At 45.6% G+C, this 15,701-nt stretch carries 15 protein-coding genes; 7 read left to right on the top strand and 8 right to left on the bottom strand.

Annotated features, from left to right (window positions below):
- Positions 1-393 precede the first annotated feature (393 nt).
- Complete coding sequence (locus tag ACXAH6_RS02910; RefSeq protein ID WP_474875132.1) at positions 394-1,155, top strand: MBL fold metallo-hydrolase; 762 nt, start codon at positions 394-396, stop codon at positions 1,153-1,155.
- Positions 1,156-1,169: 14 nt separating this feature from the next.
- On the opposite strand, the gene ACXAH6_RS02905 is transcribed toward ACXAH6_RS02910, so the two are convergent.
- Entirely contained in the window at positions 1,170-1,481 is a 312-nt protein-coding gene (locus ACXAH6_RS02905; RefSeq protein WP_474875131.1) for a hypothetical protein, read from the bottom strand.
- Positions 1,482-1,847: 366 nt separating this feature from the next.
- Between ACXAH6_RS02905 and ACXAH6_RS02900 the strand changes: the two genes are divergently transcribed.
- The 5 genes from ACXAH6_RS02900 (at position 1,848) to ACXAH6_RS02880 (ending at position 6,843) form a co-directional block, all read left to right on the top strand.
- Complete coding sequence (locus ACXAH6_RS02900; protein ID WP_474875130.1) at positions 1,848-2,060, top strand: hypothetical protein; 213 nt, start codon at positions 1,848-1,850, stop codon at positions 2,058-2,060.
- Positions 2,061-2,164: 104 nt separating this feature from the next.
- A complete protein-coding gene (locus ACXAH6_RS02895; protein WP_474875129.1) occupies positions 2,165-3,307 on the top strand; it encodes an HlyD family secretion protein in 1,143 nt (380 codons plus the stop codon).
- Positions 3,304-3,975 carry an ABC transporter ATP-binding protein gene (locus ACXAH6_RS02890; RefSeq protein ID WP_474875128.1) on the top strand — a complete coding sequence of 224 codons (672 nt, stop codon included), beginning with the start codon at positions 3,304-3,306 and terminating at the stop codon, positions 3,973-3,975. The genes ACXAH6_RS02895 and ACXAH6_RS02890 overlap by 4 nt, the downstream gene beginning before the upstream one ends.
- On the top strand, positions 3,972-6,320 hold the full coding sequence (locus ACXAH6_RS02885) for an FtsX-like permease family protein (RefSeq protein WP_474875127.1): 2,349 nt from the start codon (positions 3,972-3,974) through the stop codon (positions 6,318-6,320). Before ACXAH6_RS02890 ends, ACXAH6_RS02885 begins: the two co-directional genes overlap by 4 nt.
- 7 nt (positions 6,321-6,327) lie before the next feature.
- Positions 6,328-6,843 (top strand): hypothetical protein, encoded by a 516-nt coding sequence (locus ACXAH6_RS02880; protein ID WP_474875126.1) that lies wholly within the window; start codon positions 6,328-6,330, stop codon positions 6,841-6,843.
- Positions 6,844-6,874: 31 nt separating this feature from the next.
- Here ACXAH6_RS02880 and argA read toward each other — a convergent pair whose 3' ends face one another.
- From argA to argC, 6 genes are read right to left on the bottom strand one after another with little or no spacing between them, the layout of a single operon-like run.
- Positions 6,875-8,191, bottom strand: coding sequence for an amino-acid N-acetyltransferase (gene argA / locus ACXAH6_RS02875; RefSeq protein ID WP_474875125.1), 1,317 nt, complete (start codon positions 8,189-8,191; stop codon positions 6,875-6,877).
- A 7-nt stretch (positions 8,192-8,198) separates the two neighbouring features.
- Positions 8,199-9,581, bottom strand: a complete 1,383-nt coding sequence (argH, locus tag ACXAH6_RS02870; protein WP_474875124.1) for an argininosuccinate lyase — start codon at positions 9,579-9,581, stop codon at positions 8,199-8,201.
- 3 nt (positions 9,582-9,584) lie between these two features.
- Complete coding sequence (locus ACXAH6_RS02865) at positions 9,585-10,793, bottom strand: argininosuccinate synthase (RefSeq protein WP_474875123.1); 1,209 nt, start codon at positions 10,791-10,793, stop codon at positions 9,585-9,587.
- A gap of 14 nt (positions 10,794-10,807) precedes the next feature.
- Entirely contained in the window at positions 10,808-11,719 is a 912-nt protein-coding gene (locus ACXAH6_RS02860; RefSeq protein ID WP_474875122.1) for an ornithine carbamoyltransferase, read from the bottom strand.
- A gap of 4 nt (positions 11,720-11,723) precedes the next feature.
- Positions 11,724-12,497, bottom strand: coding sequence for an acetylglutamate kinase (argB, locus tag ACXAH6_RS02855; RefSeq protein ID WP_474875121.1), 774 nt, complete (start codon positions 12,495-12,497; stop codon positions 11,724-11,726).
- A complete protein-coding gene (argC, locus tag ACXAH6_RS02850; protein WP_474875120.1) occupies positions 12,494-13,522 on the bottom strand; it encodes an N-acetyl-gamma-glutamyl-phosphate reductase in 1,029 nt (342 codons plus the stop codon). The genes argB and argC overlap by 4 nt, the downstream gene beginning before the upstream one ends.
- Positions 13,523-14,186: 664 nt before the next feature.
- Between argC and ACXAH6_RS02845 the strand changes: the two genes are divergently transcribed.
- Positions 14,187-14,603 carry a methylglyoxal synthase gene (locus ACXAH6_RS02845; protein WP_474875119.1) on the top strand — a complete coding sequence of 139 codons (417 nt, stop codon included), beginning with the start codon at positions 14,187-14,189 and terminating at the stop codon, positions 14,601-14,603.
- Between the two features lie 89 nt (positions 14,604-14,692).
- Here ACXAH6_RS02845 and ACXAH6_RS02840 read toward each other — a convergent pair whose 3' ends face one another.
- Entirely contained in the window at positions 14,693-15,697 is a 1,005-nt protein-coding gene (locus tag ACXAH6_RS02840; RefSeq protein ID WP_474875118.1) for a Spy/CpxP family protein refolding chaperone, read from the bottom strand.
- Positions 15,698-15,701: the final 4 nt, after the last annotated feature.

Below are 15,701 nucleotides of genomic sequence, written 5' to 3'. Positions count from 1 at the left end.
GTGTTGTCTTCGCATCCTTTCTCTTTTCCTTAAAAGCACAAAAGCGTAAAACTCCGACCGTTCGAGAGAGCGCCAAGCGAACGGACTACGAAGAACCCAAGCGAGATGCCCAGAGATAGAGCGACTAAGTAGTGACTAGGAGCGAGTCAGAAACCGTTTGCCACAGGGATGTGGCAATCCGAGCGTACAGGGAAGTATTCACCGCGCGTTTCTGATCCGCTCCTAGTCACTGCTCGAGCGGCACTACGAAGAACCCATGTGGGATGCCAAGCGAACTATGCAAAAACCAACTATAAGAACTAAAGAATCAGCGAACAAACTACGAAGAATAAAACTTCCGTGATACTATCCAGAATGTTAATAAATTGTTGGAATAGAGCGCGAACACATCCCATGCACATCCATACTCTCGAAGGCTATATACAAAACATCTATTTGGTAGAAGAAACCAACGGACTGTTTTTGCTCGACGGATGCAGCAGAGCCGATGTTGATAACGTGATTAAATACATCAGCGACAACCTCAAACGCCCACTCAGCGATCTCAAGCTCATCGTGGTAACGCACATGCACCCCGATCACGCCGGCGGCGCACATAAACTCAGAAAGCGCACCGGCGCACAAATCGTAAGCCACCCAAAAGCAAGAAAATGGTACGCTGGACTCGTAGGCCGCACAGCCCATGTGATCGATATTCTGCTCGCGTGGTGGGTAGCAGGACGAATAGGAAAACCCAAAAAGTCGCTCTGGTTTAACCCCATTCTTACCCCCGATATAGTGCTATTGCACGAGCAAAGACTACCAGAGTTCACAGATTGGCAGGTACTTTTTACTCCCGGCCATACCGATCACGATATCTCATTGATGCATACACCCACTAAAAGCATTTATATCGCCGATTTATTTGTAACCGTGAAGCGACAGCTCGCGCCACCCTATCCAGTGTGCCACCCCAATCAATATAAAAGCTCACTCAACTACTTGCGTTCTTTATGCCCCAATGCGGTTTATAGCGCACACGTTAAACCTCTCGCCGGTTCAGACATCGATTATGATGCCATACTCGCGCAAGCCCCCAAGCTACCCAAGAATGTATGGCACACCACAAAAAACCGCCTGACTTCTCATTTAGGCTTACAAAGCAAATCACATTAATTGGCCTCGTTTATTTACATAAACAAGTGCTTGAGCCTCATTGTTAGCCACAGTGTTGCTAATGACATTACAACAAACAGAATAAACGCGAAGCCATAGAGTCCTCTCACTATGCGGCGTTTTAATCGGGGAAAAAGTCTCTCAGTAGAGTCTGGTTTAGGAGGAACAAAAGGAAAAACGGCCAGTACGAAATAGCCAATCAACGACCATAACAAAGCCGTAATACTCGCGACTAAATAGCCATTACTGTCGGTATTGTCAGCAAATAGCCAATAACAAGCCAAGCCTGCAAATACCAGAGCCAAAATAACTAACAAGGGTTTCATTATTATGAATTTCCCTGCCCATGTTTTTAATCTATCTAACACTCTGATCCCTAAACGCATCACAATATTTCAGAGCTTTGTTTATCTCATACTCGAGAAATTTTGTGAATCACTTACCCCAAGAGTGTTGCCATTTGGTAACACTTGCTGAGAGGTTCGTGTAGCGTCTCAAAAAGTGATTTTTGTTAAGTTACTGATATTTAATGGTTATATGGGTTGGCATACACTTTGTATTAGTAGAGTCCAGAGTAGTGAACACTCAAGACTTTCGCGGGCAAGGGACTGGCCGCATTTTCTATTTGTATTTTTACTTTGTATGTGTACGATAAATGCTCTACGTTTTTTTATTCAAGGATTGGAGAAAAAATGCAAGCTCGTCTACTTCCATTGTTATTCAGCCTTTTCAGTTTTAGTGTTTTTTGGACTTCTTCAGCATCTGCCCAGCAATTTTCTTTAGAAGAATGCCATACCTCAACCTGCTTTAAACTAGTTCACAACAAACAAATTGGCATCGCCACTCTCGTGTTATGGGAAGGCAAAAACACGATTATCGACATTAAAATGATTGAATTAATTTAAGTTTAAAAACTATGGAAAAGTACATCATCACAAAGGGAACGCAGCGCCTAAAATGGGGGCGTCGATTATTGGTCTTCTGCGCTCCAATATGTGTCGTTTCAATCGTGTCTTTTTTATTGTTAACGGGCTCGAATCAAGTGTCGATTTGGCTTCAACAACCACTAGAAGTGGTTCAGTTTGAAAGAAACAAAACCCTTTTTGGCAACGGCAAGCTTGTCTCCAGTCATCAACAAATTATCGCGGCAGCAGAAAATGGTTTGGTTGAAAAAGTACTGGTGAGCCGAGGTATGAGTATTTCAGCAGGAGAAGACTTACTCGTGCTCTCTAATCCCAATCTTGTGAGAGAAGTGCAAGAACGGGAACTTAACGTCAAAGAAGTGATGTCGGACATTGCGCTTCGAAAGAGTGAGCTAGACCTAGAAAAACTGAAACTCGAAATGGCATTGAGCAAAGCGAAAGCTGAGCTAGACAGGCAACTTCTAGAACTTGATGCGAATAGAAAGCTCAAAGAAATGGGCGTGTTAGCAGAAGTGAAGTTTCAACAATATTACTTGTTGAGCGAGCAGGCTAGGTTAGATGCAGAGAATTTACATCGTCAGCTCGACGTGTTCAATCGTTCTTATCATGAACAGCTTGCTGCCCTAGATTTAAAACTACAAGTTGCTAAAGAGCGTGCTCAGTTCTTGTCTCAACGCTTAGCGTCATTAACCATCAAAGCGCCAATCTCTGGAGTGGTCAAAGAACTCAGCGTCAATATGGGCCAGTCTATTGCCCAAGGGCAGGGGGTGCTAGAGGTTGTGGCTACAGACCCACTCTTCGCAGAAGTGCTGATTCCTCAGTATTCGGCGCGCAGCCTACAGTTGCATGATCAGGCTTCTATCAAAGCACCAAACGCCTCATTAACGGGAGAAATTGTTTTCATCGACTCGGTTGTACGTGATGGGGCATTACTGGTCAAAGTGTTGGTTGATAACCAAAACACGACACTTAGTCTAGACCAATCGATTGAAGCAGAACTGATCTCTAGTGAAAAAATGAATGTTGCTTCTGTAGCCGTTCCTATTAATTACACTGACTATGACAGTTGGGTAGTGTATGAAGTAGAAGGCAAAAATATTGTGAAGACACAAATACGCGTTTTGCCTAACCAAGATGGTCAATTAGAGTTAACGCCGAGTCCTAAAAGCAGTCAGTATGTGGTTCTGCTGCCTGAAAAGCTAGCAGTGGACGATATCTACTCACTATGAATGTTGCACCACTAATTCAGTTTGAAAACGTAGGTTTTCGATACCCTAAACAAGCATCATTTACGCTCGAAAATATTAACTTCTCGATCAACAAAAACGAGTATGTCGCGTTTCTAGGTACGTCGGGGTCTGGTAAAAGTACCATTCTTTCTCTCATCGGCTTGATGAATATGCCTACAAAAGGGGCCTACTATTTATTGGACACCCCTGTAGAGCAACTTACGAATCAATCTTTGTCGTTGTTGAAAAATCGAGAGATTGGTTATGTGTTCCAGAACTTCAATTTGCTGACTCACCTTACCAGCTATCAGAATGTGTGTTTACCACTGACATACAACGATGAGGTAAGCAGAAAGGAATATCAGGCCAGAGTACAAGAAGCGCTGCAATTGGTCGGCATGCAAGGTTATGAGAAACGGTTTCCGTCGCAGCTTTCGGGGGGGCAGCAGCAACGTGTTGCGATAGCCAGAGCTATGATCAATCGACCTTCACTTATTTTAGCTGACGAGCCTACCGGTAATTTAGACAGTAAAAATGCCAATCAAATTTACGATCTCCTCGACAGGTTACACGCTATGGGGAATACGGTGTGCCTGATCACTCATGATAGCCATTTTGCGTCTCGCGCCCAGCGACATTTTGAGGTCGAAGACGGAACAATAATATGAAGCTCTACATCGATTTGTTTGAAAATTGGTGTGCACGTACTCGTCGCGCATATGGATTTTGGCTGGTGCTCGTGTTGGTAGCCTTTCCTCTTGTGTTGTTATCGCAACTCATAACATTAAAAACAACCTTCATTGCCCCCACTCATGCCGGGATTGACGACGTTGAAGATGTCAGGCAGATCCGATTTGACGATGGCAGTGGGCATTACACCTTGCCTCAATATTTGAGCGAAGGGCTGAAAGACTATTTTAATATCGAGGTGATCTATGAAAATGTGCGATGGCTCAATATGCAATGGCAAGAGACAAAAAGTGATGTTTCGGTCAGTTTTTTCTCTGGGGGATACGACAAACTAGGTATCCAGTCTGCACAAGGAAGCCTCTCGTCGCTCAGCTTTGCTGATGATAACGGTGTCTTACATGTCGCGATCAGTTACCAGTATTGGAAAAACACTTTTGGTGGCAGCAATGTAATAGGTGAGCGGATCACACTCAATGGCTCTTTAGCCATTATTAGTGCAGTGATGCCTGAAGCCTTTCGTTCATTCCAACGTGGAAAAAGTATCGATATTATTGTGCCTTTTGCCTTTCAGTCGCGTTTGACCGGAGAGGCGTCTGACGACCTTTCCCCTTCGAGCTTCAGTTATGTGGTGTTAACCGACAAACAACGCGGCGCACTGAGTATCATTGAACAAAAGTTGATTGATGAAGTTGTGTTGTTTGAAGGTGAACACCTTAAGTTATCTACTGCTTTTGGTGTTCCCATAGAGCAGTACGACCGCATCATCGCCCGACTTGATTTACTCATTGCACAGTTTTTGATTCTACTCGTATTTAGTTTATTTGCATTTGTTAGCTATTTTGCGTCAATGGGTGATACGCGTAATAGCGAAGCGCTGTTGCGTCAAACACTCGGGGCCAATGACAAGCAGCTGCGGGTGCAAAATGTATTGGAAGTGATTTTTCTGATTGGCCTGCTCTCACTTGTTTGTATCGTGCTGACATTCCCCGTTAGTTATTTATTACACCTTATGGTGCCTGAATTACACAAGAGTGGTTTGACGAACAGCGTTAATGAAGTTCTCTCAATGAGTGGCCTTATTTTAGGTTTTAGCGTAATTATTGGTGCTGTGATATCGCTTCAAGCCAAATGGCTAAAGCCCACTTTGGGGCGTGGTATGAGCCTATCGCGCGCAGAGAAATATCAGATATATGGGTTGTTGGCTGTTGTATCGGTGTTGGGAGCAATTAGTCTTACGGCGTCGTTCTATGTATTAAATCAACAGATAAAACTAGCCCAAATTGAACGCGGATATTCGGCCGAGAATCTGTATTTACTATCGTTTGACTTTCCTAAATATGGTGGCACTTTTTATCAAAACGATATGCCGAAAACACTGACTAATACGTTAGTTCAGGGAAAGCATGTTCAAGCGGTCGCCTTGGTTTCATCCCCAGTTTTAACGGATAAGAAAACCTATTCAAATTTGTTCACTGAACTGCAACAGCCTTTAATGGGAGGGAGTTCAGCTAGAACACTCGTCTCTTTTGTTACACCTGATTATTTCGACGTTATGAGTATTGACGTTGTCAAAGGCCAAGTATTTGGCTGGCGTGATTACCATAAAGTATTGGTGTCAGATGCGCTTTGGAAAAGTGCATTCCAAGGGCGCACTTTGCCAGCGGCTCATATTCTAGAGCCAACCGATGACGGAGAATATCGAGTACTCGATATCGTCGGAGTAGTGCGTGATGTGAGGTCGGGTGATCTCGATGCTCCCGCCGAACCCACGGTATACAGAATGATGCCAACCATAACGGGAGCAGAAAGTTTGGTTATACGCAGTGACGGTAAAATGAGTGAGGTATTAAATGCCACAGAAGTTGCCTTAAACACTCTGGATACTGGCTTCAATAATGCGACGATTCAATCAATGCAATCCTTAATAGACACGCAAGAGAGGCCAAGAGAAGCCATCACTACTGCTGCGTTGTTACTCTCAATTGTTGTAGCCATGAGTAATATTGCGTTTGTTTTTAATGCGATTTCGTTTTTGATGAAAAAGTTTGCCCGTGAAGTATCGTTGCGAGCGTCGCAAGGGGCGCGAGGAAAAACGCTACTTGTCAAAGAGTTACAAGTTATTTTTTCAGTGGTTGCTATTTTTAGTGTGGTGGCTGTAATCGTTTCGCTACTTACTTTACTTGCTGGTTTTGCTGTTAGTGAAAAAGTGCTACTAGCGACGTTTTTTGCATTCGTAACGGTCAGTTTTTTAATTTTAATTTCATGCGTCACATGGGGCGCTATAACACGTATTAAACGCCAAGCATGGCAGTATTTACAATGAGTATGATATGAAAAAAGTGCTGATATTCGTCGCTGTTTTATTTGGGCTTACTCAAGCCGTTAAAGCGGAAACTTACGATTTTGAGATTGACAATAAAACGTACCAAAAATCGGGTCTAAAAGGAGTGTTCCCTCAACTGTATATTTACAATGACCAAGGTGAACTTCAATTTATTAACTTTTCGTTGACCAGGTCCATAAAAAAGGAACTGAATGGTTCAATGGATAATGCAATAGAACGCCCCTCTAGTGAAAAATTAAAAGTACTCTTAACTGAAAAGTACGATTTTAAATTTAATAATAAAACACTGGTATTAATTACAGACGCTGATGCAGAGCAATATTGTCCCCCTTGTGCGAAACAAGAAAAAATCAATAACGCTGTCATTAAAAAATTATCTGATGATAATTTAGATTATGTCATATTACGCAATAAGGTTGACGGCGAGAGAACATTTGAAATGCTTTCTGAAGAGGAGTTTAAACGAAGATATGGGAAAGTAGACTCCTCACCGAACGAATAGCACCGGCAGGATAAAAAAGCCCTGAAGATGTTCAGGGCTCAATATCCATGGTAAAGACTTTCGAATTCCGCTGGAAGTTATACAGTTCTTTCTTAGACTCAGGCAACGCTGAGAGATCGGCAGGTTTAAAACCGTGATCCAAGAACCAATGCGCGGTTAGCGTTGTCAGTACGAATAGCTTGTTTATTCCAGCCGATGAAGCCCGGCTGCGCACTTCATCCAAAATACGTTCACCGCGATTCTTACCGCGATAGTCTGGGTGAGTGGCTACGCAAGCTAGCTCTGCACAGGATTCTGATGGGTATAGGTACAACGCGGCACACGCGATAATCATACCGTCGCGAACAATCACAATAAATTGATTGATCTCGTTTTCTAAACGTTCACGTGAGCGTTTTACTAATGCGCCGCTTTCTTCCAACGGTTTGATGAGGTTGAGAATACCGCCTACATCATCAATGGTGGCTTCGCGGATTTGCTCGTAGTGATGTTCCATCACCAATGAACCCGTACCGTCGCGGGTAAACAGTTCTTGTAATAATGCGCCGTCTTTTTCATAACTCACGCAGTGTGCGCGAGGAATGCCAGCGGCAACACTGGTAGTAAGCGCGCGGATCACGGTACTTTCGGTGACAATGCTGCCTTCGTTATACAGATTTTCTAGCTGAGGGCGTTCTATGGTGCGGATGAGGCGGCCATCTTGGTTAAAAATACCGTCGAAGTTAGAAAACACAATGAGCTTATCGGCTTTGAGTGCGATAGCCGCTTGTGTTGCTACGTCTTCGTGAGACAGGTTAAACACTTCACCCGTAGACGAATATCCCATCGGGGAGAGCAGCACAATTGAGCCGTCGTTCAAATGGTCGTTAATACCGGTAGTATCAATACGGCGCACCATACCCGTGTTTTCGTAGTCAACACCGTCTCTAACGCCCATAGGTTTAGCTACCACCATGTTACCAGCGCACACGCGAATGTGGGCGCCGTGCATGGGAGAGTTAGGTAGCCCCATGGTCAACAAGGCCTCGATGTGTGAACGCACTGAACCTGCCGCATCTTTTACACATTCTAAGGTTTGTTTGTCGGTAATACGTACACCGTTGGCAAAACGTCCTTCGATATGACGCAAACCAACGCGCTCGTCGATTTGAGGGCGAGCGCCGTGTACGATCACCAAACGAACGCCTAAGCTACTCAGCAAGGCGATGTCGTGAATAATATTGGGGAAGTTTTCGTGTTCAATGGCTTCACCACCGAACATCAGGACAAAGGTTTTGCCCCGATGTGCGTTGATGTATGGCGCAGAACTGCGGAATAACTTTATGCCGTCGTGATGAGAAAGCACCATCTCTCGATTATCCTAAGTTATCCAGCTTTTCCATTTCTTCGTACAAGGCTTTGGTCACGGTTTCTGTGCTTGTGCCGCCTAGAATATTGCGTTTGTTTACGCCGTATTCCAATTGCAGTACTGGGTACACATCGTCGCCGATCTTGTCACAAATGGCCTGTAAGGCATCCAGCGGCAAGTCTTCGATCGGGCTGTGTTTTTCCAGCGCTGCCAATACAACCTGACCCGAAATATCGTGAGCAGTACGGAAAGGAATTCCTTTACCTACCAGATAATCGGCAAGCTCTGTGGCATTGGAGTAACCTTGGGCCGCTGCTAAACGACAACGTTCTTCGTTAAGGTCTAGCGACTCCAGCACTTCAGAAGCGATACACAAACAGCAGTGCCACTGGTTTACCGCGTCAAAAGCACCTTCTTTGTCTTCTTGCATATCTTTGTTGTACGCAAGAGGTAGGCCTTTCATGGTAACCAATAACGCTTGCAGGTGACCAAACACACGGCCACATTTGCCGCGTAATAATTCTAGCGCGTCAGGGTTTTTCTTCTGTGGCATCAAAGACGAGCCTGAAGTGACCGAGTCGCCTAATTGTAAGAAACCAGCTTCACCTGAGTTGTAAAAAATCAGGTCTTCGGCCAAGCGCGACAAGTGCATCATGCTGGTACTTGCGCAGAACAGTAATTCCAACACAAAGTCACGGTCAGACACGGCATCCAAGCTGTTTAGGCAAGGGCTAGCAAAGCCCAATTGCTCAGCAATTTGGTGGCGGTCAACTGGGTAAGTTGTGCCTGCTAGTGCACCACTGCCAAGAGGGCATTGGTTTAAACGCGCAGTGGCATCTTCCAAGCGGCTTAAGTCGCGCTTGAACATTTCAACGTAGGCCAAGCACCAGTGAGCAAACAAAATAGGCTGGGCGCGCTGTAAGTGCGTATAGCCAGGAATGATCGCTTGCTGGTGGCGAGCCGCCGTGTTGAGTAAGGCTTTGATCACCGTTTTAATGTCGGCTTTCAAAGATTCGGCGTGGGTGCGGCACCACAATCGGAAATCGGTAGCAACTTGGTCGTTACGGCTTCGGCCGGTGTGAAGTTTACGGCCAATATCACCGAGTTGATCAATAAGCGCAGCTTCCACAAAGCTGTGAATATCTTCTTCACCACTGGCTGCAAAATCGAGTTCGCCCGCTTCTGCTTTTGCCTTTAACTCGCTTAACGCCGACTCTAACTGACTTTGTTCGTCAGCGGTCAATACGCCAGCTTTTGCCAACGCACGAGACCATACAATTGAACCTTCCATATCTTGAACGGCCATCGCCTGATCAAAAGGTAAAGAGTCGTTCACTTGTCTGAACATGCTGCTACTGCCTGCCGCGAAACGGCCACCCCACAACGCCATGGCTTACTTCTCCTGCTTTTTAAGTGCTTCGATACGGCTAGAAAGACTGAACAGGCGGATAAAGCCTTCAGCGTGTTTCTGGTCGTAAACGTCATCTGCACCAAAGGTCGCAAAATCTTCAGAGTACAAGCTGTTAGGTGATTGACGCTGCACCACAGTGGCTTGACCTTTATAAAGTTTCACAACAATTTCACCGGTAACTTTCTTCGCAAATGAAGCCGCACCGGCTAGTAAAGCGTGGCTTAGGTCGGTAAACCAACGGCCGTCATACATCACGTGTGAAAACTCAAGACCAAGTTGTTCACGGTGCTTAAGTGCCGCTTTGTCGAGTACCATTGTTTCAAGGGCTTTGTATGCTTTAAGCAATACAGTGCCTCCTGGAGTTTCGTAACAACCGCGAGACTTCATGCCTACTAAACGGTTCTCAACAATATCGATGCGGCCTACGCCGTGTGCAGCAGCGAGTTTGTTCAACTCAACCAAAGCAGCGTAAGGTGATAGTGCTTCGCCATTCACGTGAGTTAAACGGCCTTCGTTAAATTTCAAGCTGATGCGTTCAGGAATGTTTGGCGCATCTTCTGGGTCCACGGTCATGGTCCACACTTGCTTGGTAGGCTCTTGCCACGGATCTTCCAATTCGCCGCCTTCGTGAGAGATGTGCCATGCGTTTGCATCACGGCTGTAAATCTTGGTAGCAGAAGCGGTTGTTGGGATGTTGCGTTCAGCAAGGTAAGCCAACAAATCTTCACGAGATACCATGTCCCATTCACGCCATGGCGCAACTACTTGCAAATCAGGCGCAAGAGCAGCAAATGTACTTTCGAAACGCACTTGGTCGTTACCTTTACCAGTACAACCGTGGCTGACTGCGTCTGCACCCACTTTGCGTGCAATGGCAACCTGTGCCTTGGCAATCACTGGGCGAGCCATTGATGTGCCTAGTAGGTATTCGCCTTCATAGACCGCACCGGTAGTAATGGTGGGGTAAATGTATTCGTCAACAAACTCTTCTTTTAGGTCAACGATGTAACACTCGCTTGCACCAGAAGCGATGGCTTTTTCATGTAGGCCTTCAAGTTCTTCTTCGCCCTGACCAACATCAGCAGCAAAAGCGACAACTTCACAACCATAGTTTTCTTTCAGCCAAGGAATGATGGCTGAGGTATCTAATCCGCCTGAGTAGGCAAGAACGACTTTATTCACTTTGCGCATAAATAAGTCCTAAATTAGGCTCCAAGTAAATGGGTTAAAATGGCATTTTGGCCATGCATTCGGTTCTCGGCTTGTTGCATCAACAGCGATTGTTCGCCGTCGATCAAAGTACCGGTAATTTCTAAATCGCGGTGGGCGGGTTGGCAGTGCATAACGAAAGAAGCGCCAAGCTTTTCCATCATGCCTTCGTTCACCTGATACGGCATAAATTTGTCTTTGATTTCAGACAGAGGAGTGTCATCTCCCATCGACAACCAGGTATCAGTGTATACCACGTTCGCGCCTTTCGCGTCGTCAAGATTGGTGCTTTCTACAATCGACACACCGGTTTTTTCGGCGATGTTTTTTGCTAGCTGAACAATCTCTGGGTCTGCTTCGTGCCCTGCTGGTGTGATCACCACTTGGTGACAACCAAGCAAAGCACCCACAATAAGTAGCGAATGAGTAACATTATTGCCGTCACCCACATAAGCCATGGTCAACCCTTCAGTTTTTCCAAAGGCTTCGTACACAGTAAGGTAATCGGCTAGGCCTTGGCAAGGATGATATTTATCACATAACGCATTAATAACAGGCACTTTTGCCGCATCGGCAAAGGTTTCTAATGTACTGTGTGAAAATACGCGGGCAACAATGGCGTCGGCCCAACAAGCCAAATTCGCTGCCACGTCTTCTGCGTCTTCTCGACCAGCAAGTTTTCCTGCTTGGCTATCGAGATAAACCATGTGGCCGCCAAGTTTGTTAATACCAATATCAAAACTCACGCGTGTACGTAACGACGGCTTTTCAAATAGCGCAACAATAGATTTACCCGCTAATACTTGTGAGTATTCAGCCGGTGATTTTTTAATAGTTACCGCCAATTCCAGCAAGGCTTTCATCGCTGCTGGTTCCCAATTGGCAAAAGTAAGTAGGTCCTGTTTCATGGTGTTATTCTCCAGATGTCACAGGGTGAATTTGGGTGCCGCTTTCGTTGTTGAGCACCGCTTGTAAAGGCGCAGACCAACTCGCAATAGTGACAGGTTTATTCAGTGCGTTCGCTGCATCGAGTGCGGCTTCCACTTTTACCAACATGCCATCGGTAACTACACCGTCACTTGCTAATTGTTGAATGTCTGTTTGGGTTAATGCGGGTAACAGTGCTTTTTCTGCATCAAGTACACCCGGCACATTGGAAAGCAATAACAAATCACCACCAAGTAATTGCGCAATGACTGTCGCTGCCTGATCAGCATTAATATTGAGTAAACGCCCGGTATCACTGCTACCGATGGAACTGATGACAGGTAACATCTTGCTGTCTAATAAACTAAGCAGTAGGGCTGGGTCATTTGCGACCGGTACCCCAACAGCGCCAAACTTTTCATCCAATGGTTTGCATGTGACCAAGTTACCGTCGAGCAACGACAAGCCAACCGGTGTCACACCAGCGCCAATGGCAATGGCACATAAACTCTTATTCGCACTGCCAGCAAGCGCTCCGCATACGTAGGGCATGTGTTCGTCAGGCGTTACCCGTAAGCCATCAATTTTTGTACTGGTTAGACCCATTGCGGCCATTAAGGTTTCGACCAGAGGGCCGCCACCGTGTACAAGTACCACAGGACGTTGGGTTTGTAATTGCTTAATTTCGTTAAGAAGTTGCGATGCGATTGCTTGGTTTTCTAGCAAAGCACCGCCTACTTTGATAATAACAGGGCTCATAGTCCTGCTCCTGCGGTTAGGCCAGTTTGCGTTGGTAAGCCACAAGCCAAGTTCGCGCACTGCATCGCTTGCGAAGCCGCCCCTTTTAACGTGTTATCAATGGCTGAGCCAATAACCGCATAGCCGGAGGTTTCATCTACTTTCCAATGAATATCGCAGTATGGCGTATGGGCGACATCGTCTACTTTCGGGAAGCTTTCACGTAACCTAACAATAGTCGCGTGCTCGTAGGCGCCTTGATAAGCCTTATCAACTTGGGCCTGTGTGGTTCCCGCTTTGAGCTTGACTGTGATAGTGGCTAAGATCCCTTGCTTGAAGTTGCCAAGGTGCGGCGTAAAAATTACTGGCGTACCCAAGTACGCTTCGATTTCTGGTGTGTGTCTATGACCTAACACGCCGTATGCTTGTAGGCTTACTTCGTAAAAGCTGGTGGTTAAACTGGCTTTTCTGCCTGCGCCACTCACGCCAGATACTGCGTTTATAATGGGGCGCACGGCATCATCCAACAAACCTGCTTGTTGCAGTGGAATTAAACCTAACAATGATGCCGTTGGATAACAGCCGGGTACGGCAACAACAGAAGCTTGTTTAATAGCGTCGGTATTGATTTCAGCAAGACCGTAAACGGCTTTGTCTAAGCTGCTTTTTGCGGTGTGTTCAAAACCATAAAACTGGCTGAATACATCGGTGTCTTTCAATCTGAATGCACCAGACAAATCAAAAACTTTCGCTTTGCCTGCAGACAGCGTATCCATCCAGTCGTGGCTGGCTTCATGGGGCGTCGCAAGAAATACGATGTCCATGGTATCGGCCAACACAGTGAGTTCAGTATTGCTGATTGGTGTTAAAACCAAATGTGAAAGATGGGCGAGCGCGCCGTGTAACTGACTAATCGGCTTGCCAGCATCGGCACTGTTTTCAGAAACGTAAACCGACTGCAACATCATCTCTGGATGTTGATTAACTAATTTAACTAGCTGCGCGCCGGTGTAACCACTGGCACCAATAATTGCAACGTTATACATAATGTGAGTGTCTAAAATAAATCTGAGAAAAAAATCACTTTTTACCTTTGTACACCGAAAGTGCTAAATGCCAGTCGATACCACAATACAAAGGTAAAAAGTGTGCTACCGCAAATGCAATTCAGTGAACACCGATCGTCGGTGATCGCACTGCAATGTGTAGCCAGCCAGGGGAGAGCTAAACTGTTTCACTTTTGCAACCGGAAGGCTGTGCCTTAGGGTTGTTGATTTCATTTGATTTATCTCGTATTTGTGTGACTTTTCACGGGTTTCCCCTTAATGGCAAAAAAGAGAAAACCCGGTCCAAGCGGTGAGTCCGATGCCTATAATACGGATATCGAATATTTATGCAATAATAATGTATAAATATTTATTGTTTATTTTCCCCTAAATTTCTTAACACATTGCTATCACGTTATTATTTCAAAAGTGTGGCAGAAGTGGTTTGATACATGAATTACCATCTCAGCAAAACAAGACTTTGGTCTTAAATTAGCCAATTTATGCAAAAATGACGACTCGCATTTACCAACGAATCGGCATAGTATTGTCGGCATTCAGTGACGACACTGGGTTACGCTAAAGTTTTCCCACGCAGTTTTGAGTGTGTGTTAATGACATAGTGCCCATGTTGTATGTCTAGGTGCTAATAGAAGGAAGGAAGATGAATACCTTTACTGTTGCTTTAGTTGCACATGATCACAAGAAAGAAGAATTACTCGCGTGGGTAGATGCTCATCGAGACATTTTGAGTCAATGCAACATTGTAGCTACCGGAACAACAGGACGTTTGATTGCAGAGAGAACAGGGCTCACTGTCACTCGATTTAAAAGTGGTCCGCTAGGTGGCGATCAGCAAATAGGGGCGTTAATTGCAGAAGAGAAGCTCGATAGCTTGTTTTTCTTTTGGGACCCACTCAATCCTGCTCCTCATGATCCAGACGTAAAAGCGCTACTGCGTTTGTGTTCGGTGTGGAATGTTCCCGTAGCTTGTAATACTGCTACTGCCGATTTAGTGATTAGCTCTCCGAAGTTCAGGTCGCCTGATTATCAACGCAGCATCCCGGTCTTTTCTCGTTAATCACAACAAAGAAAAAAGCCCGCTGCAGGAATTAGCGGGCATGAAGTTAACGAAACGGTGGGTTTCGTCAAACAAACTAGCTGAACGTGTTAGCCCGGAATGTGTCGACCATGACGTGGGTGATCTTTAGGGCCGCGTTCAGGCGGTGTCATCAAGCTCTGTTTTTGTTCATCAGTAAGTAGCTGGAACTGGTCGAAATGCACTTTGGCAAGGGCCACAGAGTTTTCTACCACTTGTTCACTGTGCGACTCCCATAATTCAGCCCAAGCTTCGTAGTCGAAGGTTTTGCTTTGAACGAGGGCTTTTTCCGATTCGTGAAAGGCTTGCATGTCTTTTCTGAATGCGGTTTGTTTGTCAAGCAAGCTGGCATCTAGCTTTGCCAATTTCTGCTTTTGAGCGTCGGTTAACTCAAGACGGTCAAATGGCGTTGGTTGAGCGTTTTGTTCAGACGCGCGTTTGTCGCTTTTGGCTTTTTTGCTAGGCTTATTGTCCATTTTGGCAGTGAGCTGTTTTTGTTGTTCAGCATTCAAAACTTGCCATACTTGTTGACGCACCTGTGCTTGTTTTAGGTGTTCAAGTTGGTGGCTGGCAACTTTGGCTGCCGCCTCAACTTTGATCGCGTCTTCGTTAAATTTACCAGACTCAATCATGGCAATCATGGAGTGAGGCATACGAGGTCCGGGCATTCCCTGTGGTCCTTGTTGGTCTTGACGACGGTCAAATTGGGCTTCGTCTCTCTCCATTGGTGGGCGGTCAGGGCGATCCATATCGCGTTCGTCCGGCCCTGAACGGTGTTCATGGCGAGCAAATTCATCGTTTCGAGGGCCTCGTTTGCCTTTGTTTTCAGGGCCGGGGCCACGCTGGTGTTTACCGTCTTTCATCGGTGCATTGGCAACCAAAATCTCGTGGATCGCTTGGCGTTGCTCGGGAGAAAGTGACAAATCTTTAAACAAAAATGAAATTTCTGGCGCTTCCGCTGGTCTCATCTCGTGATTGAGGGGGCCACGATCATCGTTGTGGCGCTCTGGCATAGCGGACGCAGGAAGACTCATTAATAAACCGGCAATGATGGGAACTAAAATACGCTTTTTCATCTCT

The sequence above is a fragment of the Alteromonas sp. ABE4_545 genome (assembly GCF_056161325.1).
The sequence above is the reverse complement of the archived record's forward strand: the minus strand, read 5'-3'. Positions and strand labels throughout refer to the sequence as shown.